The 20682-nt window shown below is 66.0% G+C and carries 16 protein-coding genes; 7 read left to right on the forward strand and 9 right to left on the reverse strand.

Features of this window, described 5'->3' with window-relative positions:
* Positions 1-27 precede the first annotated feature (27 nt).
* Positions 28-1212: a UbiH/UbiF family hydroxylase gene (locus LPJ38_RS24995; RefSeq protein ID WP_145633934.1), complete on the forward strand. Its 1185-nt coding sequence runs from the start codon at positions 28-30 to the stop codon at positions 1210-1212.
* Between the two features lie 7 nt (positions 1213-1219).
* Here LPJ38_RS24995 and LPJ38_RS25000 read toward each other — a convergent pair whose 3' ends face one another.
* Positions 1220-2173 (reverse strand): AEC family transporter, encoded by a 954-nt coding sequence (locus LPJ38_RS25000; RefSeq protein ID WP_145633946.1) that lies wholly within the window; start codon positions 2171-2173, stop codon positions 1220-1222.
* Positions 2174-2279: 106 nt separating this feature from the next.
* Between LPJ38_RS25000 and hspQ the strand changes: the two genes are divergently transcribed.
* Positions 2280-2612 (forward strand): heat shock protein HspQ, encoded by a 333-nt coding sequence (hspQ, locus tag LPJ38_RS25005; RefSeq protein ID WP_008564941.1) that lies wholly within the window; start codon positions 2280-2282, stop codon positions 2610-2612.
* Between the two features lie 71 nt (positions 2613-2683).
* Here hspQ and LPJ38_RS25010 read toward each other — a convergent pair whose 3' ends face one another.
* Positions 2684-3508, reverse strand: coding sequence for an invasion associated locus B family protein (locus LPJ38_RS25010; protein ID WP_145633961.1), 825 nt, complete (start codon positions 3506-3508; stop codon positions 2684-2686).
* Positions 3509-3767: 259 nt separating this feature from the next.
* Between LPJ38_RS25010 and LPJ38_RS25015 the strand changes: the two genes are divergently transcribed.
* The 3 genes from LPJ38_RS25015 to LPJ38_RS25025 all read left to right on the forward strand — a co-directional run bounded on the left by LPJ38_RS25015 (position 3768) and on the right by LPJ38_RS25025 (position 8446).
* A complete protein-coding gene (locus LPJ38_RS25015; RefSeq protein WP_167520496.1) occupies positions 3768-5630 on the forward strand; it encodes an extracellular solute-binding protein in 1863 nt (620 codons plus the stop codon).
* A 4-nt stretch (positions 5631-5634) separates the two neighbouring features.
* On the forward strand, positions 5635-7137 hold the full coding sequence (locus LPJ38_RS25020) for a class I adenylate-forming enzyme family protein (RefSeq protein ID WP_145633988.1): 1503 nt from the start codon (positions 5635-5637) through the stop codon (positions 7135-7137).
* Between the two features lie 85 nt (positions 7138-7222).
* A complete protein-coding gene (locus LPJ38_RS25025; RefSeq protein WP_145634001.1) occupies positions 7223-8446 on the forward strand; it encodes a GGDEF domain-containing protein in 1224 nt (407 codons plus the stop codon).
* Between the two features lie 130 nt (positions 8447-8576).
* Here LPJ38_RS25025 and mfd read toward each other — a convergent pair whose 3' ends face one another.
* Positions 8577-12095: a transcription-repair coupling factor gene (gene mfd, locus LPJ38_RS25030; protein WP_145634011.1), complete on the reverse strand. Its 3519-nt coding sequence runs from the start codon at positions 12093-12095 to the stop codon at positions 8577-8579.
* The gene (locus LPJ38_RS25035) at positions 12092-12382 is read right to left on the reverse strand and encodes an FAD assembly factor SdhE (protein WP_145634024.1); all 291 of its coding nucleotides are present in this window, start codon (positions 12380-12382) and stop codon (positions 12092-12094) included. Before LPJ38_RS25035 ends, mfd begins: the two co-directional genes overlap by 4 nt.
* 191 nt (positions 12383-12573) lie before the next feature.
* On the opposite strand from LPJ38_RS25035, the gene recG reads away from it, so the two are divergent.
* Positions 12574-14682 (forward strand): ATP-dependent DNA helicase RecG, encoded by a 2109-nt coding sequence (gene recG, locus LPJ38_RS25040; RefSeq protein WP_145634644.1) that lies wholly within the window; start codon positions 12574-12576, stop codon positions 14680-14682.
* A 194-nt stretch (positions 14683-14876) separates the two neighbouring features.
* Here the strand turns inward: recG and LPJ38_RS25045 are convergent, their stop codons facing one another.
* The 3 genes from LPJ38_RS25045 to glmS all read right to left on the reverse strand — a co-directional run bounded on the left by LPJ38_RS25045 (position 14877) and on the right by glmS (position 18519).
* Positions 14877-15734 carry an NAD(P)-dependent oxidoreductase gene (locus LPJ38_RS25045; protein WP_145634038.1) on the reverse strand — a complete coding sequence of 286 codons (858 nt, stop codon included), beginning with the start codon at positions 15732-15734 and terminating at the stop codon, positions 14877-14879.
* Between the two features lie 104 nt (positions 15735-15838).
* Positions 15839-16609: a DUF502 domain-containing protein gene (locus LPJ38_RS25050; protein ID WP_145634050.1), complete on the reverse strand. Its 771-nt coding sequence runs from the start codon at positions 16607-16609 to the stop codon at positions 15839-15841.
* An 83-nt stretch (positions 16610-16692) separates the two neighbouring features.
* Positions 16693-18519, reverse strand: a complete 1827-nt coding sequence (gene glmS / locus LPJ38_RS25055; RefSeq protein ID WP_145634063.1) for a glutamine--fructose-6-phosphate transaminase (isomerizing) — start codon at positions 18517-18519, stop codon at positions 16693-16695.
* Positions 18520-18738: 219 nt separating this feature from the next.
* Here glmS and LPJ38_RS25060 point away from each other — a divergent pair, with 219 nt between their 5' ends.
* Complete coding sequence (locus LPJ38_RS25060) at positions 18739-18969, forward strand: hypothetical protein (RefSeq protein ID WP_145634077.1); 231 nt, start codon at positions 18739-18741, stop codon at positions 18967-18969.
* An 8-nt stretch (positions 18970-18977) separates the two neighbouring features.
* Here the strand turns inward: LPJ38_RS25060 and LPJ38_RS25065 are convergent, their stop codons facing one another.
* Both LPJ38_RS25065 and glmU read right to left on the reverse strand, forming a co-directional pair.
* The gene (locus tag LPJ38_RS25065; protein WP_145634091.1) at positions 18978-19160 is read right to left on the reverse strand and encodes a hypothetical protein; all 183 of its coding nucleotides are present in this window, start codon (positions 19158-19160) and stop codon (positions 18978-18980) included.
* Between the two features lie 47 nt (positions 19161-19207).
* Positions 19208-20563: a bifunctional UDP-N-acetylglucosamine diphosphorylase/glucosamine-1-phosphate N-acetyltransferase GlmU gene (gene glmU, locus LPJ38_RS25070; protein WP_231088399.1), complete on the reverse strand. Its 1356-nt coding sequence runs from the start codon at positions 20561-20563 to the stop codon at positions 19208-19210.
* Between the last annotated feature and the right edge of the window lie 119 nt (positions 20564-20682).

Below are 20682 nucleotides of genomic sequence, written 5' to 3' on the forward strand. Positions count from 1 at the left end.
GCCGCGGGCCGTGTCAAAGGTCGTTCCATGACAGACGCATCGACACTCCATGACACCGCCGTGATCGGCGGCGGACCGGCGGGCCTCGCAGCGGCGATCGCATTGGCACAGGCCGGCGCGCGGACCGCGCTGGTGGCGCGACGGGTGCCCTATGCCGACAACCGCACCACCGCGCTGCTAGGGGCCTCGATCGATCTCCTGGAGAACCTCGATGTCTGGCCGCGCTGCAAGGACAAGGCGGCCGCGCTCGAAATCATGCGCCTCGTCGACGACACCGGCCGGCTGTTTCGTGCACCGGAGGTCCGGTTCTCCTGCCACGAGATCGGTCTCGACGCCTTCGGCTACAATATCGACAACCGTTCACTCATGCTGGCGCTCGAAGCACGCGCGGCTGAGTTTTCCAACCTCGTCCGCTTCGACGACGAGGCGGAAAGCGTCGTGATCGAAGCCGACGACGTCGCCATCCGCACGGCCTCGGCACAATTCCTCTCGGCCCGGCTCGTCGTCGGCGCCGACGGCCGGCATTCGCTGTGCCGCGACGCCGCAGGCATCGCCGTGACGCGGCGCGAGCTGACGCAGACGGCGCTGACTTTCAACGTCGCCCATGCGCGGCCGCATCGCAATGTCTCGACCGAGTTCCACACGCCGCAGGGTCCCTGCGTGTTCGTGCCCCTCCCCGGCGACCGTTCCAGCATCGTCTGGGTCGCGGCGCCCGCGGAGGCCGAACGGCTGCGCAGCCTCAGCGATGAGGAACTGTCGGCCGCGATCGAGAAGCAGTCGCATTCGATCCTCGGCCGCATGACGGTCGAGCCAGGGCGCAACCTGTTCCCGCTGGCAATCGAGCGTCCAAAATCCTTCGGCGCTGATCGCATCGCACTGGTCGGCGAAGCCGCCCATGTGGTTCCGCCGATCGGCGCGCAAGGCCTCAATCTTGGCCTGCGCGATGCCGCCGACGTCGCTCGGCTCGCAGGTGAAGCGATCGCTGCGGGCCAGGATCCCGGGGCATCCGACGTGCTCAAGCGCTACGACCGGACGCGGCGTCCGGACATTCTGAGCCGGACCTTTGCGATCGACATGGCCAACCGCTCCCTGCTCAATGACTTCCTGCCACTCCAGCCGGTCCGTGCCGTCGGCATGCACCTGCTCGGCGCCATCGGCCCGCTCCGCCGTTTTGCGATGCGCGAGGGCCTGACGCCGACCTGGCGCAGCTAAGTCCCCCTCACGGAAACACCAGCCGGCCGCTCTGGATCGCCCACATCACGCTGGTGAGCGTGACCACGGAGGCGAAGGTACCGAGCAGCACCGCAACGGAGGCGGGCTCGATCCAGGCCTCGTTCTGACGGGCAATCACGAACACGTTCAGCGCCGGCGGCAATGAGGCCATCAGAACTGCCGTCGCAGCCCATGGCTGCGCGAACGGACCGAAAGCCAGCATCAGACCGAACGCCGCGAGCGGATGGATCAACAGCTTGACCGCGATCACACCCGGCACCTCCCACGGCACGCGCTCGAACGGGCGCAGCGCTACGGTCACGCCGAGCACGAACAACGCGGTCGGCGCGGCGGCATTCTGCAGGAACGTGATGGTGCGGTCGAGCGCGACCGGCATCTCGATATGCAGCGCCGCGACTGCCGCGCCGAAGCAGGCCGACATGATCAGCGGATTGAGCACGATCTGTTTCAGCACCACGCCGAAGGCGTGCACGAGCGAGGGATGGTCGCGATCGGAGAGCTCGATCAAGAGCGGCACGATCGTGAACAGGAAGATGCTGTCGCAGCAGAAGATCAGCGCGGTCGGCGCCGCCGCCTTCGACCCGAGCACCGCGAGCGCGAGGCCCGGCCCCATATAGCCGATATTGCCGTAGCCGCCGGAGAGGCCCGCGAGCGTCGCTTCGCGCAGGGTCAACCGTCCAAGCAACCTGCCGACCACCAGCGCCAGCGTGAACGCGACAATCGTGGACAGCATCGTCGCGATCAGGAACGGCGGGTTGTTCAATTCCGAAAACGGCGTCTTCGACATGATCGCGAACAGCAGCGCCGGCAGCGACACGTAGAGCAGGAAGAAGTTCATCCAGGCGAGGCCTGATTCTGGCAGGGCCTTGACCTTGCCGCAGGCGAAACCGACGAAGATCAAGCCGAAATAAGGTAGAGCCAGATTGAGGATGTCGACCATTGTTGAAGTGTTTTCTAAGAAATTGGGGGCTATCCACCCCGGACGCGAAGGTTAATTCCCGCTAAGGGCACTAGCATCGGCCACAATCCTGGTCTATCGACGGGGAATGATCAAAGCGCGGACCGCCAAATTCCAGATCGGACAGGTCGTGCGCCACCGGATCTTCTCGTTCCGGGGCGTGATTTTCGACATCGATCCGGAATTCAACAACACCGAGGAGTGGTGGCTGTCGATTCCCGAGGAGGTGCGGCCCCACAAGGACCAGCCGTTCTACCACCTGCTTGCGGAGAACGCTGAGTCCGAATACGTCGCCTATGTCTCCGAGCAGAACCTCTTGCCCGACGACTCCGGCGAGCCGGTCCGGCATTCGCAGGTTGCCGAGATCTTCATCAAGGACAAGGCCGGCGGCTATCGCCCGCGCAATCCGTCGCTGAACTGATCGTCGCCGATCGTCGGCCAGAAAAAAGGCGCTCGAAGCGAGCGCCTTTTTCTTGTCCGGGATTGCCCCGATCACTTCTGAGCGGTCGGAGGTGCGCCAGGCGCGCCACCCTGCTGCTCGAGCTTCTTGCGCTGCTCGTCGGCCTTCTTCTGAAGCTCTTCCTGGAGCTTCTTCTGGGTTTCCTCGAACACCTTCGGATCGGTCGGCGGACCGTCATAGGCCTTCTGGAATTCACCGGCGAGCGGCAGCGGCAGGGTCAGCGGCGCGCCGTTGGCATTGATCGCCTGGACAACGAGATTCTGGCCCTTCTTCATGCTGTTGATGAGCTCGGGCGTGGCCTCGTAGTCCGACATGCAGCCGTTCTGGAAGCAGATCACATAGGGCTGTTGCAGCGGTGCGTTGCTGTCGACGATGATCCGGGTGCCGTGCACGAGCTGCATGCCGAGCGGCAGCGTCACGCGCAGGATCTTCTTGGGCTCGCCTTCGGGCTCGATGATCACGGCGGCAATAACCGGCTGGCCCGATTCGATGCGGCCGTCCTTGCCGGTGAAGCAGACCTGCTTGGCGTTGGCGTCCTGGCCCTTCAGGCAGAACTTGGTCCAGGGGGCGTAGATCAGCTGGATCTGCTGATCGGCCGGCTGGGCTGCGCCCTGCTGCTGGCCGCCCTGGGCGGGCGCTGGCTGGGCCTGCGGAGACGCCGCCGGCGCCGGAGCCTTGGGGGCGGCCTTCGGCGGCGCAGCCTTCGGGGCCGGAGTCGCCTTCGGCGCAGGCGCGCCGGGAGCCGGTGCGGGAGCTTGGGCTTCAGCGGCAAACGGGACGACCAACGCCGTCGCCGTCAACAGGGCGAGAAGTCGCCCGCGCGGCCGGACGGACGCGGCCAAGTAACGGAAATTCATTGCGGAAAACCCTTTCTGAACGGGAAGTGCCCGAACCGCTCCGAAGCGCCGAACCTAGCCGCCTGGGCGCGGCTCTCTCCCCGTCAATTGAGGCGGATAAGTGACGGGCTCGGCGCTCTTGCGCGATTGGGTGCCTTCTTAGCGTGGCCGACGAAAAGATCAATGCCGACAGGCGCCTTTGGCCACATCCTGCGCTGCGCCCAGGGAAATTCCCTGTGATAGGATTCAGGCCCGCCGGTCCTCGAATCAACGTGTGCCGATGTTCATGTTCCAGCGCCTCGTCGAGGGCCCCGGACGACGCCTTTGCCGTCTCGGCCTGGCCCTTGCTCTGGCCCTCACATTGCCTGCCGGGCTGTCGGCAGGCGGCGCGCGGGGAGAGCAAGCCCACGCCATTGCCATGCACGGCAAGCCGGCGATGCCGGCCGATTTCACCCACATGCCCTACGCCAATCCCCAACCCCCGAAGGGCGGCCGCATGACCTGGGGCATTCTCGGCACCTTCGACAGCCTCAACCCCTTCATCGTCAGGGGATTGGCCGTGCAGCAGATGCGGAGCTACGTGTTCGAGAGCCTGCTCGCGCGCGGCCAGGACGAGCCGTTTACGCTCTACGGCCTGCTCGCCAGGACGGTCGAAACCGACGACGACCGCACCTTCGTCACCTTCCGCCTCGATCCCCGCGCCCGCTTCTCGGATGGCAAGCCTGTGCTCGCCGAGGACGTGCTGTTCTCCTGGCAGCTCCTGCGCGACCACGGCCGCCCCAATCATCGCCAATACTACGCCAAGGTTGCAAAGGCCGAGGCGACCGATCCCCTCACCGTCCGCTTCGACCTCACCGGCGCCAATGACCGCGAGCTGCCGCTGATCCTCGGCCTGATGCCGATCCTGCCGAAGCACGCGATCGACGTCGCGACATTCGAGGAGACGACGTTGACAAGCCCGGTCGGCTCGGGGCCCTATCGCGTCACGGCCGTGAAGCCCGGCGCCAGCGTGACGCTCACGCGCAATCCGGACTATTGGGGCCGCGATCTGCCGATCAGTCGCGGGCTCTACAATTTCGACGAGATCAGGCTCGATTATTTTCGCGAGGCCAATGGTCAGTTCGAAGCCTTCAAGCGCGGCCTGTATGATTTCCGTGTCGAGTATGAGCCGCTGCGCTGGCACGACGGCTATGATTTTCCGGCCGTGCGAAGCGGCGAGGTGATCCGCGACACCGTCAAGCCAGGCGTGCCGCAACCGTCCGAGTTCCTGGTGTTCAACACCCGCCGTCCGATCTTCGCCGACATTCGCGTGCGCAAGGCGATGACGCTGCTGTTCGATTTCGAGCTGGTCAACCGCAACTATTTCTTCGGCCTCTATGCGCGCGTCGCCGGCTATTTCGCGGGCTCTGAGCTGTCGGCCTATGGCCGCCCTGCGGATGCGCGCGAGCGCGAGCTGCTGAAACCCTTCGCCGCGCAGATCCCGCCCGACATCATGGACGGCAGCTACCGCCTGCCGGTCACCGACGGCTCGGGGCGCGACCGCACCACGCTGCGCGCCGCGCTGAAACTGCTGTCGGAGGCCGGCTTTGATCTCGACGGAACCGTGTTGCGCAACCGCGCGACCAAGGCGCCCTTCACCTTCGAGATCATGGTCACGACCCGCGACCAGGAGCGCATCGCGCTCGCCTTCCAGCGCGACCTCAAGCGCGCCGGCATCGAACTGGCCGTGCGCTCGGTCGATCCGGTGCAGTTCGACCAGCGCCGGCTCGCCTACGAGTTCGACATGATCCAGAACCGCTGGGATCAGTCGCTCTCGCCCGGCAACGAGCAGTATTTCTATTGGGGCAGTGCCGCCGCCGACAATCCGGGCACCCGCAACTACATGGGCGCCAGGGATGGCGCGGTCGATGCCATGATCGCCGCGCTCTTGGAGGCCCGTGAACATACGGATTTCGTCTCGGCGGTGCGGGCGCTCGACCGCGCCCTGATCGCCGGCTTCTACACAATCCCCCTGTTTAACGTATCCGAGCAATGGATCGCGCGCTGGAATCGGATAGAACGACCCAAGGCCACTTCGCTGTCCGGCTATTTGCCGGAAACCTGGTGGTCGAAGGAGCCGCCGCAAGCTCATCAAGCAAAGTGACGCCGTGAACCAGCCAGCCGTATCGCCGACGCTCGACACGCTGTTTCAGCGCACGCTGACCCGGCAGCCGCACGCGCCCGCTCTGCTCGATCCGCTCAACAAGGCGCGCGTGACCGGGCACCAGCCGCGGCGCATGACCTATGCCGAGGCGGATACGGCCATCGAGGCGCTGTCGGCCTATTTCGTCGAATCGGGGCTGCCGGCCAATTCCGTCATCGCGATCCAGCTGCCCAATACGGTCGAGTTCGTGCTAACCGTGCTCGCCGCCCATCGCGCCGGCCTCGTCGTCGCCGTGCTGCCGCTGCTGTGGCGCCATGCGGAACTCACCGCCGCGCTCAACCGTACCGCCGCGCGCGCCATCGTCACCATGAGCACGGTCGACGGCGTCAGCTATGCCGACCTTGCCATGCATGCGGCCGCCGAGGCCTTCTCGATCCGTCACGTCTGCGGCTTCGGCAGAGATCTGCCGGAGGGCATGGCGTCGCTCGACGACGTGCTGGCGCGCCCGCCCGGCGCCACGCGCGCCGTGATCCAGGACGGCCGCAAGGCGGCAATGATCTCCTTCGACGTCACGGCTGAAGGTTTTCGTCCGGTGCCGCGGCCGCATTTCAGCCTGATCGCGGGTGGCCTGGCGATGTCGCTGGAAGCCGACGTCAAGCAGGGCGCGACCGTGATGGCCGCGTTCGCGCCGATGTCGTTCGCGGGATTGGCCTCCTCGCTCACGGTGTGGCTGCTCTCGGGCGGCACGCTGGCGCTGCATCATCCGTTCGAGAGCGAGGTGCTGGAGCAGCAGATCACCGAGCACGAATGCGACGTGCTGATCGCACCCGCGCAGCTCGCACTGCGGCTCGGCGATGCCGACCTCGCCGCGCGGATGCCGACCTTGCGCAACGTCATCGGCCTGTGGCGCGCGCCCGAGCAGGTCGCCGCAAGCGATGCCTGGATCGCACCGCATGCGCCGCTGACCGACGTCTATCTGTTCGGTGAGGCCGGCCTGTTCGGCGCCCGCCGCGGCGAGGACGGCATGCCGGTTGCGGTGATGCCGGGGCCGCATGGCGCGCCGCGCGAACAGTCCGGCTCCTCCATCGCCGGCGAGATACTGCTGACGCCGAAAGGCACGCTCGGCCTGCGCGGGCCGATGGCGCCGATCGCGGCCTACGCGCCGCCGCAGCCGGTCGGCGAGGCCCTGATCGCGCAGCCGCCGCGCGACTATGTCGATACCGGCTATGCCGCCCGGATCGACCGTCCGAGCGGGGCGATCTGCATCACTGCGCCGCCCTCCGGCATCATGGCCGTCGGCGGCTATCGCTTCCTCTCCAACGATCTCCAGGAATGGGCCCGCCGGCTCGGCCAGGGTGCGCTGCTCACCGCCCTGCCCGACCGCCTCTCCGGCCACCGGCTGGCGGGACGGGCCCAGGACAATGCCCGCGCCCGCGAAGCGCTCAGCGAGCTCGGGCTTAACCCTCTGATGGTCGAGGCCTTTCGCGACCGCTCCGGGCCGGCTTGACCGCAGTTTCAAGGGATACGTTGACGCCGCATTAAGGCGGTCCATCTAGATTGCGCGGCACCTGTTGCGTGATCAGAGCTTCTTAATGTCCCAGGCGGGCCCGATCCTGTTTGTGTCCAACACCGAGCGCCCCGCCTTCATTGCGGCGCTGGACGAGGCCCGGCTCTTTCCCGTGGTCGACACCGACTGGGCCAGCGCCGCGCGCGCCGTCGAGCAAGTGCAGCCGGCAGCTGTTCTCGCCGCGATGTCCGGCGGGCACGAGCCGCACATCGCCGTCTTCGCCAAGAAGATCGCCGGCCAGTCGCCATATCTTCCTTTCGTCGCGATGGATGCTGCGGTGCCGCTGCCTCCCAACGCCCTGCCCTTCGCCACACGCGGCGGCACGCCCGACCGCCTGATCGCGCGGCTGCGCGCCGCGCTGCGCGTCCGCACCCTTCATGCCACCGTGCTGCGCCGGCTGCCTGAAGTGACGGTCGCGCTGCCGCAAGCCGATCCCACGCGCGATGCCACCGTTCTGCTGATCGGCCGCGGCGCGGCCTATCCTGCGCTCTCGGTGGCGCTCGGCGAACGCGTCGGGGTCATCGGCGCACTCTCGATCGAGGCCGCCGCAAAACATCTCAACACCCGCGACCTCGACGGCGTCGTGCTCGCCGAAGGTTTCACGGCGCGCGTCACCGATGCTTTCCTGACGGTGCTCGCCGAGGACACCCGCTTCCGCAACCTGCCCGTCGTCGTCACCGCGCACCAGCTCGCGCAGAGCTACGATCTGCCCAATCTCGAACTGATCGCGGGCGAGCCGGCAAAGATCGCCGCCAATGCCCTTCCGCTGATCCGCCAGCACGCGATGGAAGCGCAGCTGAGCCGCACGCTACGCTCGATCGACGCCGGCGGCTGGCTCGATCCGCGCAGCGGCCTGCTCACGGTGGAAGCCTTCGCCCGCGATTTCGCCAAGGCCGTCGAGCAGACGCTCGCCCGCGGCGGCGGCCTCTCCGTCGCACGCTTCGCTTTCGATCCCGGCAATCCCCGCGCCCAGCTCGACGCCGCACGCATCCTCAGCCGCTTGATGCGGCAGATGGATTTCGGCACGGCGCAGAAGGACGGCTCGGTGATCGTGGTGTTCGCGGAGACCGACTTCCGCACCGCGCATATGATCGCCCGCCGCCTCTCCGCAGTGATGCGGCACACCTCCAACGGCAAGCACGAGATGCGCAGCGACCCCGTCGTCAGCGTGGACTCGCTGTCACCGTCGGATACGGCAAGGTCGCTGCTGGCGCGCCTGTCGGCGGATGCCTCGAGGGCAGCGTCGTAGTTTTCTTGCACGCGGCTGCAACAAACACCGTCATTGCGAGCGAAGCGAAGCAATCCAGACTGCCTCAACGGAAAGATTCTGGTTTGCTTCGTCGCGAGAGCTCCTCGCAATGACGCGGTGAGAACGGGGCCTACGCCGCCTTCTTGCTCTCTGCGAGCTGCGCCAGCTGCCGCATGATCTCCGTGGTGCCCGCGAGCCGCTCTTCCGGCGTCTCCCAGTCCTGCAGGAACACCACCTTCATGTCGGGTCGCACCTTGGCGGCCTGGCCGTAGCTGCGGATATACGTCACCAGGCGATCGGGATAGGCGAAGGAATTGTCGCGGAAGACGATGACGGCGCCCTTCGGGCCGGCATCGATCTTCTCGACATTGGCCCTGCGGCAGAACGCCTTGATCGCGGCGACCTTGAACAAATAGCGCACCTCGTCGGGCAGCACGCCGAAGCGGTCGCGCATCTCGGCGCCAAAGTTCTCGATCTCCTCCTCGGTGTCGAGATCGGCGAGGCGCCGATACAGCGACAGCCGGACCGAGAGATCGCTGACATAGTCCTCCGGAATGAGCACCGGCATGCCGATGGTGATCGACGGCGACCAGCGGTCGGCGGCGGGCTCGGAGACGCCGGCCTTGAGGTTGACGATCGCCTCCTCCAGCATCGATTGATAGAGCTCGAAGCCGACCTCCTTGATATGACCGGACTGTTCCTCGCCGAGGAGATTGCCGGCGCCGCGGATGTCGAGGTCGTGCGAGGCGAGCTGGAAGCCCGCTCCCAGCGTCTCCAGCGATTGCAGCACGGTGAGCCGGCGCTCGGCCTGTGCGGTGATCTTCTGCTGCGCCGGCAGCGTGAACAGCGCGTAGGCGCGCAGCTTGGAGCGGCCGACGCGGCCGCGCAGCTGGTAGAGCTGGGCGAGACCGAACATGTCGGCGCGATGCACGATCAGCGTGTTGGCGTTGGGAATGTCGAGGCCGGACTCGACGATCGTGGTCGACAGCAGGATGTCGAACTTGCCGTCATAGAACGCCGTCATGATGTCCTCGATCACGGCCGGCGGCATCTGGCCGTGCGCGACCGCGACCTTCATCTCCGGCACGTTCTTGTCGAGGAAATCCTTGACCTCCGCGAGGTCGTCGATGCGCGGCACCACGTAGAAGGCCTGGCCGCCGCGATAGCGCTCGCGCAGCAGCGCCTCGCGGATCATCAGCGGATCGTGCGGGGCGACGAAGGTGCGGACCGCGAGGCGGTCGACCGGGGGCGAGGCGATGATCGAGAGCTCACGCACGCCGGTGAGCGCCAATTGCAGCGTGCGCGGGATCGGCGTTGCCGACAGCGTCAGCACGTGCACCTCGGAGCGTAGCGCCTTCAGCCGCTCCTTGTGGGTGACGCCGAAATGCTGCTCCTCGTCGACGATGACGAGACCGAGATCACGGAATTTGATGGCCTTGCCAAGCAGCGCGTGGGTGCCGACGACGATATCGACCGAGCCGTCGGCGATGCCCTTCTTGACCTGGTTCAGCTCCTTGGTTGCGATCAGCCGCGAGGCCTGCGCCACGTTCACCGGAAAGCCCTTGAAGCGCTCGGTGAAAGTTTTTGCGTGCTGGCGCGCGAGCAGCGTGGTCGGCACCACGACCGCAACCTGCTTGCCTTCGAGCGCAACGGCAAAAGCCGCGCGGAGCGCAACCTCGGTCTTGCCGAAGCCAACGTCGCCGCAGATCAACCGGTCCATCGGACGGCCGAGCTCGAGGTCTTTCAGGGTGCATTCTATGGCGCCGAGCTGATCCTCGGTCTCGTCATAGGGGAAGCGTGCGCAGAACTCGTCATAGAGGCCTTGCTGCACCGGCAGCTTGGGTGCCTCGTGCAAATGGCGCGCGGCAGCGATCTTGATCAGCTCGCCCGCGATCTCGCGGATGCGGTTCTTCAGCTTCGCTTTTCGGGTCTGCCAGCCCGAGCCACCCAGACGATCGAGCTCGACTGTGGTCTGGTCGGAGCCGTAGCGCGACAGCAGCTCGATGTTCTCGACGGGGAGGAACAGCTTCGTCTCGGCCGCATAATGCAGCTCGAGGCAGTCATGCGGCGCGCCGGCGACGTCGAGCGTCTGCAAGCCGATGAAGCGGCCGATGCCGTGATCGACGTGAACGACGATGTCGCCGGCCGTGAGGCTCGTCACCTCCGAGATGAAATTGTCGAGCTTGCGGCTGGCCTTGCGCGGCCGCACCAGTCGGTCGCCGAGAATGTCCTGCTCGCTGATGAGCGCGATCTCGTCGGTCTCGAAGCCGCTTTCGAGGCCGAGCACGGCGAGCATGGTCTCGTTGCGCGGCGTCGCCTGCACCGTCCGCCAGCTGTTGACGCTGGTGGTATGGGCGAGCTTGTGGTCGCGCAGCATCGAAGTCATGCGGTCGCGCGAGCCTTCGGTCCACAGCGCGATCACGACCTTCTTGCGCTGGGCCTGCAAGGCCATCACATGCGCGACGACGGATTCGAACACGTTGACCGTGGTGTCGTTGCGCTCCGGCGCGAAGTCGCGGCCCTTGCGCGCGCCGGCGTCGACGATGGTGGTGCCGTCGGTCGGCACCGAGAACGGCGTCAGCCGCGCCAGCGGGATATCACCGAGGCGCTTGCCCCACTCCTCCTCGGTCAGATAAAGCCGGTCAGGCGGCAGCGGCTTGTAGATGGCGCCGCCGCCGGGATGCTCCATCGCCTCCCGCCTCGCCTCGTAATAGTCGAGGATCTGCTTGAAGCGCTCGCGTACGGCATCCTCGGCCTGCGGTTCGATCGCGACGGCTGCGCCTTGCAGATAGTCGAACAGCGTGTCCATCCGGTCCTGGAACAGCGGCAGCCAGTGCTCCATGCCGGGATGGCGGCGGCCTTCGCTAACGGCCTCGTAGAGCGCATCGTCGCGCTCGGGCGCGCCGAACTCGGCGACATAGCCCATGCGGAAGCGGCGGATGGTGTCGGTGACGAGCTGGAACTCGGACACCGGCACGAGGTCGAGCGAGCGCATGTCGAGCAGCGTGCGCTGGGTCTCGGCGTCGAAGGAGCGGATCGATTCCAGGCTGTCGCCGAAGAAGTCGAACCGCACGGGCTGGTCGAGGCCGGCCGGAAACAGATCGAGGATGCCGCCGCGCACGGCGTATTCGCCGGGCTCGCGCACTGTCGAGGAGCGGTTGTAGCCGTTGTGCTCGAGCCAGGCGACGACGGTGTCCATTGGCACCACATTGCCGGGCGCGACCGACAACGCCTGCGCCGCCACGAGCTCGCGCGCCGGCACGCGCTGGACCACCGCATTCACCGTGGTCAGCACGATCAGCGGCTTGTCGCTGCCGGTGAGCGAGGCCAGTCGCGCCAGTGTCGTCAGGCGCTGGGCCAGGATGCCGCCATGCGGCGAGACACGGTCATAGGGCTGGCAATCCCAGGCGGGGAAGGTCAGCACCGGCAGATCGGGCGCAAAGAAGCGCAAGGCGCGTTCGAGCGACTGCATCCGCGAACCGTCGCGGCAGACCACGGCAAGGCTGACCGCGGGCTTCTTCGGCCGCGCCGCGATGGCGCGGGCGAGATCGGAGACGACCAGGCCTTCGGCGCCCTCGGCGACATTGGCGAGCGTCAGCGCGCGGCCGGGCGTCAGCAGCTCGGCCGGAGATTTCATGCCCTGCTTCATGCGTCGCGTTCCGCGATCGGGAACGCCTTGATGCGGGCGAACAGCGCGCCGGTGACGTCGGCCGGCAGCAGCTTGTCGCCGGTGATGGCAGCATACAGATCGGGATCGTTGACCTCGAGCAGGCGCTCGAGCTCGCCGAGTTCGACATCCGACAGATTGCCGATCTCGGCATCGGCGAAACGTCCGAGGATCAGGTCCATCTCGCGCGTGCCGCGGTGCCAGCAGCGGAACAGAAGCCGCTTGCGGCGGTCGTCCAGCCCGCTGCTCGATCGTGTCGTCCCCGTCATGTCTCAAATCCAGTCAAACGCAGAAAGCCCGGACGTGCCGGGCGGGGCTGATATAGCCACTCGAACTGGACATGTCAGCCCTTTGTTGTGGCAATTATTTATGGTCGTTGTTGCCGGGCTTGACCCGGCAATCCATCCTCTTGAATAGATGGATGCGCGGGTCGAGCCCGCGCATGACGATTGCTGCACCGATGCGCCCCAGCCTGCTCAATCCGCTGTTTGCTCCCGTGACCAGCCTGTCCGGCGTCGGTCCGAAGCAGGACAAGCTGCTGCAGTATCTGCTCAGCCGCAGCGAGACGCCGCGGCTGGTCGACCTGCTGCTGCATCTGCCAAGCCAGGTCATCGACCGCAGAGCCCGGCCGAAGATCCGCGATGCTGCCGTCGGAACCATGGTGACGCTGGAGATCACCGTCGACCGCCACCGCCCGCCCCCGCCGCGCAGCGCGCGCGCACCTTATCTGGTCTATGCCAGCGACGACACCGGCGACGTCGTGCTGACCTTCTTCCGCGCCAAGCCCGGCTATGTCGAGAAGCTGCTGCCAATGGGGGAGAAGCGCTACGTCTCCGGCACGTTGCAGATGTATGACGGCATTCCCCAGATCGTGCATCCCGATCGCGTGCTCGACGAGGAGGCGATTGCAAAGCTGTCCGGCATCGATCCGGTCTATCCGCTGACCGAGGGCCTCGCGCTCGGATCGCTGCGTCGCGCGATCGCGCAGGCGCTGCAGAAGCTGCCGGCCCTGCCGGAATGGATCAGCCCGGAGGTGATGCGCCGCTGCAATTTTCCGCCGGTCGCGGAAGCGCTCACCCGCGTGCACCAGCCGGTCGAGCTCACGGATATCCTGCCGGACCAGCCGTTCTGGTCGCGCCTGGCCTTCGACGAGCTTCTGGCTGGCCAGCTTGCGCTTGCCCTGATCCGCGCGCAATTGCGCCGCCCCGCAGGCGTGCGCAACGCCGGCGACGGACATCTGCGCAACAAGATCATCGACGCCCTGCCCTATGCGCTCACACCGTCCCAGCGCAGCGCCGCGGCGGCGATTGCCGAAGACCTCAAGCAGCCGGTGCGCATGCTGCGCCTGCTCCAGGGCGACGTCGGCTCCGGCAAGACCGTGGTCGCGCTGCTGGCAGCCGCTGCCGTCGCAGAGGTCGGCAAGCAGGCTGCGCTGATGGCCCCCACTGAGATTTTGGCGCGCCAGCACATCAAGACCATCGCCCCGCTCGCCGAGCGTGCGGGATTGCGCGTTGCGATCCTCACCGGCCGCGAAAAGGGCAAGGAGCGGCGCGAGCTCATCGTGCAGCTCGCCGCGGGCGAGATCGATCTCCTCGTCGGCACCCATGCGCTGATCCAGGACGACGTGGCCTTCCATGATCTCGCGCTGGCGATCGTCGACGAGCAGCACCGTTTCGGTGTCCGCGAGCGCCTCGCGCTGACCTCGAAGGGCGAAGCCGTCGACGTGCTGGTGCTGAGCGCAACGCCGATTCCGCGCACGCTGGTGCTGACCTATTTCGGCGACATGGACATTTCCGAGCTGCGCGAGAAACCGGCCGGCCGCCAGCCCATCGACACCCGCGCCGTTGCCATGAGCCGGCTCAGCGAGGTCATGGACAGCGTCGGCCGTGCGTTGCAATCGGGAAAACTGGTCTATTGGATTTGCCCGCTCGTGGAAGAATCCGAGGCGGAGGGGACCGAGCACCTCACCAACGCGACCAAGCGTTTCGAGAGCCTGCAGAAGCGCTTCGGCGAACGCGTCGGGCTCGTGCACGGCCAGATGAAGGGCACGGAGAAGGACCGCGTGATGGGTCAGTTCGCCGCCCACGAGATCGGCCTGCTGGTCGCGACCACCGTGGTCGAGGTCGGCGTCGACGTGCCCGCCGCCACCATCATGGTGATCGAGAATGCCGAGCGCTTCGGGCTGGCCCAGCTGCACCAGTTGCGCGGCCGCATCGGGCGCGGCTCGGAGGCCTCGACCTGCATCCTGCTCTATTCAGAACCGCTCGGCGAGATGTCGAAGGCCCGGCTGAAAGTGATCCGCGAGACCACCGACGGCTTCCGCATCGCCGAGGAGGACCTGAAGCTGCGCGGCGAAGGCGATGTGCTAGGGGTGCGCCAGAGCGGCCTGCCCGGCTACCGCATTGCGCGCCCGGAGGTGCACGGTCAGCTCATCGCCCAGGCGAGAGACGAGGCGCTACGCATCCTCAAAGACGATCCGAAGCTGAAGGGCGAGCGCGGCGAGGCGTTGCGGTGCTTGTTGTATCTGTACGAGCGGGACGAAGCGATTCCGCTGATCGGTGCGGGTTAGCGATCATGCGCAGTGTCTCCCTCCCCGTCATTGCGAGGAGCTCTTGCGACGAAGCAATCCAGGATCTTTCCGCGGAGAGACTCTGGATTGCTTCCGCCTTCGCCAAGGCTTCGGCGGACAAGTCGCTGCGCTCGCAATGACGAGGGGATACAGAGCCGCACATTTCAAGCCCTGTCGAGCGCGGTTGCCGACCATCAGACGTTCTTCTTCGCGACACTTTCCGCAAACGCCTTCAGCATCTCCGCATCCACCGCCTCGCCCTTCGCATCTGCCGCCAGATGCTCGAACCATCGCGCAAAGCCCTCGTAGATCTGGCTGGCCGGATGATCGGGCCCGAGGAATCCGGAGATCTCCCGCATCTCCGCGACCCAGCGATAGGCTTTCGGAATCATGTCGGGCAGCGCGACCTCGAGCCGGGCCAGGACCGCGGGCTGGCTCAACGCGAGCTCATCGCGTAGCGCATCGGCCGCGCCCGCCTTCGTTGCCGCGACCACCATGGCCGAGCCGATGCCGGCAAGGCCCTTGACGATGCCGGCGTAGGACATTTTGAGCGCGGAGGCCGCGCCGACCGGGCCTTCGACGATCCGCACGTCGAGGCCGAGATCCTTCAGCACGGCGACGTCCTTGGCGTGCCCGCCGGACATGTAGAAGGCCGGGCTCTTGCCGCCGGGCTGCGGCGGAAAGCCGGTGATGCCGCCGTCGACGAATGGTGCCTGCGCCGAGCCGATGATTTCCTCGATCCGTTGCACTGTGTCGACGTTGACGGCGTTGCAGTCCACCACGACCGGCTTCTTTTCGCGGCGGACGATCAGCGCCGCGAGCCGTTCGGCCAACGCCACGGCTTCGCCCGGCGGCACGATCGAAAGAATGATGTCCGCGTCCGCGATCGCTTCGTCCTCGGCGCCGATCATCCCGGCATCCGCTGCGCGTTTCAACGTCGCCTCGCTACGTCCCTTCAGGGACGTCAGCACGCGTGCGCCGTTTTCGCTGAGGCGGCGGGCCACTGCACTGCCCATGGCGCCGGGCGCGAGGATCGCGATGGTCTTCGACATCTTGCACTCCAAATCGAATTCCGAGAGAGTCGCTCAGTTCGATCGGAGATTAGCAGAGGCTACCAACGCCTGCGTGAATGCGGCCATCCCGCGCGGGAATGGCCCTACTCCACTTTCGCAGGCTGAGCTTTGAGCGCCGATGCGTTGGCGATGCGCGCGGCGTTGGCCACGCCCGCGAGCGCGGCGGCCTTCTTAGGATCGGGCGCCGAGCCCGGCTGCACCACGCCGGCCGACATGATCAGCGTCGCGGCATCCTCGGCGGTCAGATCGACCTCGATGATCCTGCTCTTCGGGACATAGAAGAAGAAGCCGGTGGTCGGGTTCGGCGAGCACGGCAGGAACACCGAGACGTGCTCCTCCTGCCCCGGAAGACTGCGCGCGATGTCCTCGTTCGGCGATTGCGAGATCAGCACGATCGACCACATGCCGGGCGAGGGAAATTCGACCAGGCCGACTTTGCGGAAGCTCGAGCCCTTGCCCGAGAACAGCGTCTCGAACACCTGCTTGAGGCCGCGATAGATCGCGCGCACGGCGGGGATCCGGCCGAGAAAGGTCTCGCCGACATCGACCAGCGTCCGGCCGATCAGATTGGCCGCGAGGAAGCCGACGAGCGTCAGCGTGAAGAATGCGACAACCAGTCCCCAGCCGGGAACGACGTAGGGCAGATAGGTTTCGGGCCGGTAGGCCAGCGGCACGAACGGCCGCACCACGCCGTCGACCCAGGTGACGAACCACCAGACGAGATAAAGCGTGATCGCGATCGGCCCCGTCACCACGAGGCCGGTCAGGAAATAATTGCGGAAACGGCCCATCAGGCCGGTATGCGGTTCCGGGACGGGATCAAGAGGCGCAGGTGCGTCGTCGCGGGGGGTCATTCGGGTTCCAGATCGGTCGCTAGCAACAAGCTAGGGTTTTCTAGCAGGTTTTGGAAGACTGCGACCGACCTTATCCCTTCTGCCTATTCCACGGTCACCGATTTCGCGAGGTTGCGCGGCTGGTCGACGTCGGTGCCCATGACGACGGCCGTGTGATAGGCGAGCAATTGCACGGGGACGGCATAGACCATCGGCGTGAAGGCCGCCGACATGTCGGGCATGACGATGGTAACGAGGGACTCGACCGTCGCCTCTTCCGCGCCCTTGGCATCGGTCATCAGGATGATGTTGCCGCCGCGCGCGGCGACCTCTTGCATGTTGGAGACGGTCTTCTCGAACACGCGATCGTGGGGCGCGATGACGACGACCGGCATGGTCTCGTCGATCAGCGCGATCGGACCATGCTTGAGCTCGCCGGCGGCATAACCTTCGGCGTGGATATAGGAGATCTCCTTCAGCTTCAGCGCACCTTCGAGCGCGAGCGGGAAGCTGGTGCCGCGGCCGAGATAGAGCACGTCGCTCGACTTGGCGATCCGGTGCGCGAGCTTTTCGATCTGGAGCTCGGTGGTGAGCGCATCCGCCATCAGGCGGGGAACCTCGACGAGGCCGTGGACGAGCTTGGCCTCGTCTTCATCGGACAGCTCACCGCGCGCCTTGCCGGCCGCGATCGCAAGGTTTGCCAGCACCATGAGCTGGCAGGTGAAAGCCTTGGTCGAGGCGACGCCGATCTCGGGGCCCGCGAGAGTCTGCAGCACGGTCTCGCTCTCGCGCGCGATCGTCGAGGTCGGCACGTTGACGACGGCGACCGTATGCGCGCCCTCGGCCTTGGCGTAGCGCAGTGCCGCCAGCGTGTCGGCCGTCTCGCCGGATTGCGAGATGAAGATGGCGAGATCGCCCTTGCGCAAGGGCGCCTCGCGGTAGCGGAATTCGGAGGCGACATCGACCTCGACCGGCAGGCGCGCAAAGCGCTCGAACCAGTACTTTGCGACGAAGCCGGCATAGCTCGCGGTGCCGCAAGCCGTGATGTTGACGCGCTGAATGGTGTTGAAGTCGAACGGCAGCTTCACCGGCAGCGCGACGCGCTCGGTCGCCATGTCGACATAGCGCGCCAGGGTGTGGCCGACCACCTCCGGCTGCTCGTGGATCTCCTTGGCCATGAAGTGGCGGTAGTTGGCCTTGTCGACCAGCGAGGTCGAAGCCGCGTGCCTGATCTTGTCGCGCTGGACGGCGTTGCCGTCCTTGTCGAAGATCGTTGCACCCTTGCGGGTCAGCACGACCCAGTCGCCGTCCTCGAGGTAACTGATCGTATCCGTGAACGGTCCAAGCGCGATCGCATCCGAACCGAGATACATCTCGCCGTCGCCATAGCCGATCGCGAGCGGCGGGCCGTTGCGCGCGCCGATCATGAGGTCGTCGTCGCCGGCGAAGATGAAGCCGAGCGCGAAGGCGCCGCGCAAGCGCGCAAGCGCCAGCTTCACCGCCTCGACCGGCTTGTTGCCGCGCGCGAGCAGATCGTCCACGAGGTGCAGCACGATCTCAGTGTCGGTCTGGGTGTGGAATACCGTGCCCTTCTTCTCGAGCTCCTCGCGCAACTCGCGGAAATTCTCGATGATGCCGTTGTGGACCACGGCGACCCGTTCGGTCGCGTGCGGATGGGCATTGTTGACGGTCGGCTTGCCGTGGGTGGCCCAGCGGGTGTGACCGATGCCGGTGATGCCCTTCAGAGGCTCGGCTTCCAGGCGCTTCTCCAAATTCTTCAGCTTGCCCTCGGCGCGGCGGCGCTCCAGGTGCTCGCCTTCGAGCGTGGCGACGCCCGCGGAATCATAGCCGCGATATTCAAGACGTTTGAGCGAATCCACCAATTGCTCTGCAACCGGCTCGCGCCCGAGAATGCCGACAATTCCGCACATGCGGATCAATATCCCCCAAATCGTCGAAAAATCGCCTAAACGACACGCTCGGTTTTTAGCGAAATTCCGAGGGAACCAGATACTCAATAATTATTGCTGATTGAGACAGCAAGGGCCCCGCGACTTGTGCCTCGCCTGCGTTAGATTGGCCGGCCTTGAACCGCGTTAACTCATTGTCAATGAATTTGACCAACGCTTCCACCCGGGAGTGGAAGGATCATGAAGGACTCGTCCGGCCGCAAACGGCTGTCATCGATCTACCTGCACGCCAGCGAGACCACAGGTACGCATCTTTCGCACTGGCCGCCGCCCCTGCGTGCCAAGGAGCGGGGCAAGGAATCCAAGCCTGTCCTCGTCAGTCAGACTGCCAGCGAACCGGCAAAGCGCGCCGGGCCGCGCGGATGGCGTCTGCAGCGGGCGATGTTTTCGAAAGTCGACGAGGACGACTAGCGGAAGCGTTACCATCCCAGCACAGCGGCCCAAACGAGGATGGCGACGAGGGCCCAGAAGCCGATTCCTGCGAACAGCGCTGCGATTTCATGCGGGCGACGCACGCCAAACAGCTTCAGTACGCCCCGTCCCACCGTCATGATGAGTGGTTCGACGAGATAATCGATTACACTGCCGATCGGATCGACCATGAGCGCGTACTGCGAATCACACCTTGGAAGGGACCGGCACTCGCCGCTCACTTCTCCGGCTTCTTGCCTCCCGTCTTCAGCTCGCGATAGCGCACCGCGCCGCCTTCCCGGATGGTCTGCTGGTTGCGCTCGAGCGCCATGGCGTCGTCGGGCACGTCCTTCGTGATCACCGAGCCCGAGCCGATATAGGCGCCGTTGCCGATCTTCACCGGCGCGACCAGCGAGGAATTGGTGCCGACGAAGGCGCCCTGCCCGATGATCGTCTTGTGCTTCTTGAAGCCGTCGTAGTTGCAGGTGATGGTTCCGGCGCCGATGTTGGAATTGGCGCCGACGGTGGCGTCACCGATATAGGAGAGATGGTTGACCTTGACGCCAGCCTCCAGCGTTGCCGCCTTGGTTTCCACGAAATTGCCGATGCGCGCGCCATCGCCGAGCGACGTGCCCGGACGCAGTCGCGCATAAGGGCCGATCGAGACCTTCTTGCCGAGCGTGGTCTCGACGATGTGCGAGAAGGAGTGGATGACCGTGCCGTCGGCGATCGACACGCCGGGGCCGATCACCACGAACGGCTCGATGGTGACGTCCTTGCCGAACACGGTGTCGGCGGACAGATACACCGTCTCCGGCGCGATCAGCGTGACGCCGGCCTCCATCGCCGCTTTGCGCAAGCGCGCCTGCATCACGCCTTCTGCTTCCGCGAGCTGCGCCTTGGTGTTGATGCCGCGCACCTCGTCTTCGCTGGTTTCGATCACCACGGCCTCCCATCCCTTGTCGCGGACGATACCGACTGCGTCCGTCAGATAATATTCGCCCTTGGAATTGGCATTGCCGATTTGTCCAAGGATCTCGAGCGCGCGGCGGCCATCGATCGCCATCACGCCGGCATTGCACAGATCGATCTTGCGCTCGGCTTCACTGGCATCGGCCTGCTCGCGGATCGCGACCAGGCGGTCGCCCTCGACGATGAAGCGGCCATAGCCGGTGGGATCGGCGGCGCGAAAACCGAGCGCCGCGATGGCGGCGCCGCTGGCCAGTGGTGCACGCAGCCGCGCGAAGGTTTCGGCCGAAATCAGCGGCGTGTCACCGAACGCGATCAGGAGATCGTCCACGCCCCGCGCGATTGCCTCGCGCGCTGCCAGCACCGCATGGGCGGTGCCGAGCCGCTCTTTCTGCACGAAGGTGAGCGCGTCGGGACGGATGCGCCGCGCCTCGTCCGCCACGGCCTGATGGTCGGGGCCGATCACGACCGCGAGCGCGGTGCCGGTTCCCGTCGGTGCGGCGGCGAGCACATGGGCGAGCAGGCTTTGATGCGCGACGGGATGCAGCACTTTCGGCAGGCTCGATCGCATGCGCGTGCCTTCGCCGGCGGCGAGCACGATCGTGAGGCTTGAGCGGGCGGTCATCGCAATCCTGACAGTAAAACCGAATCGATGGTGCGGCGGACGGCAGGCCGCCCTGATGCTAACGTCTTAGCTACCCCCGCAAACGCCCGGAATTCAAGTGCGTCGGGGTTTTCCTGTTA

Source organism: Bradyrhizobium daqingense (assembly GCF_021044685.1).
Lineage (GTDB): Bacteria > Pseudomonadota > Alphaproteobacteria > Rhizobiales > Xanthobacteraceae > Bradyrhizobium > Bradyrhizobium daqingense.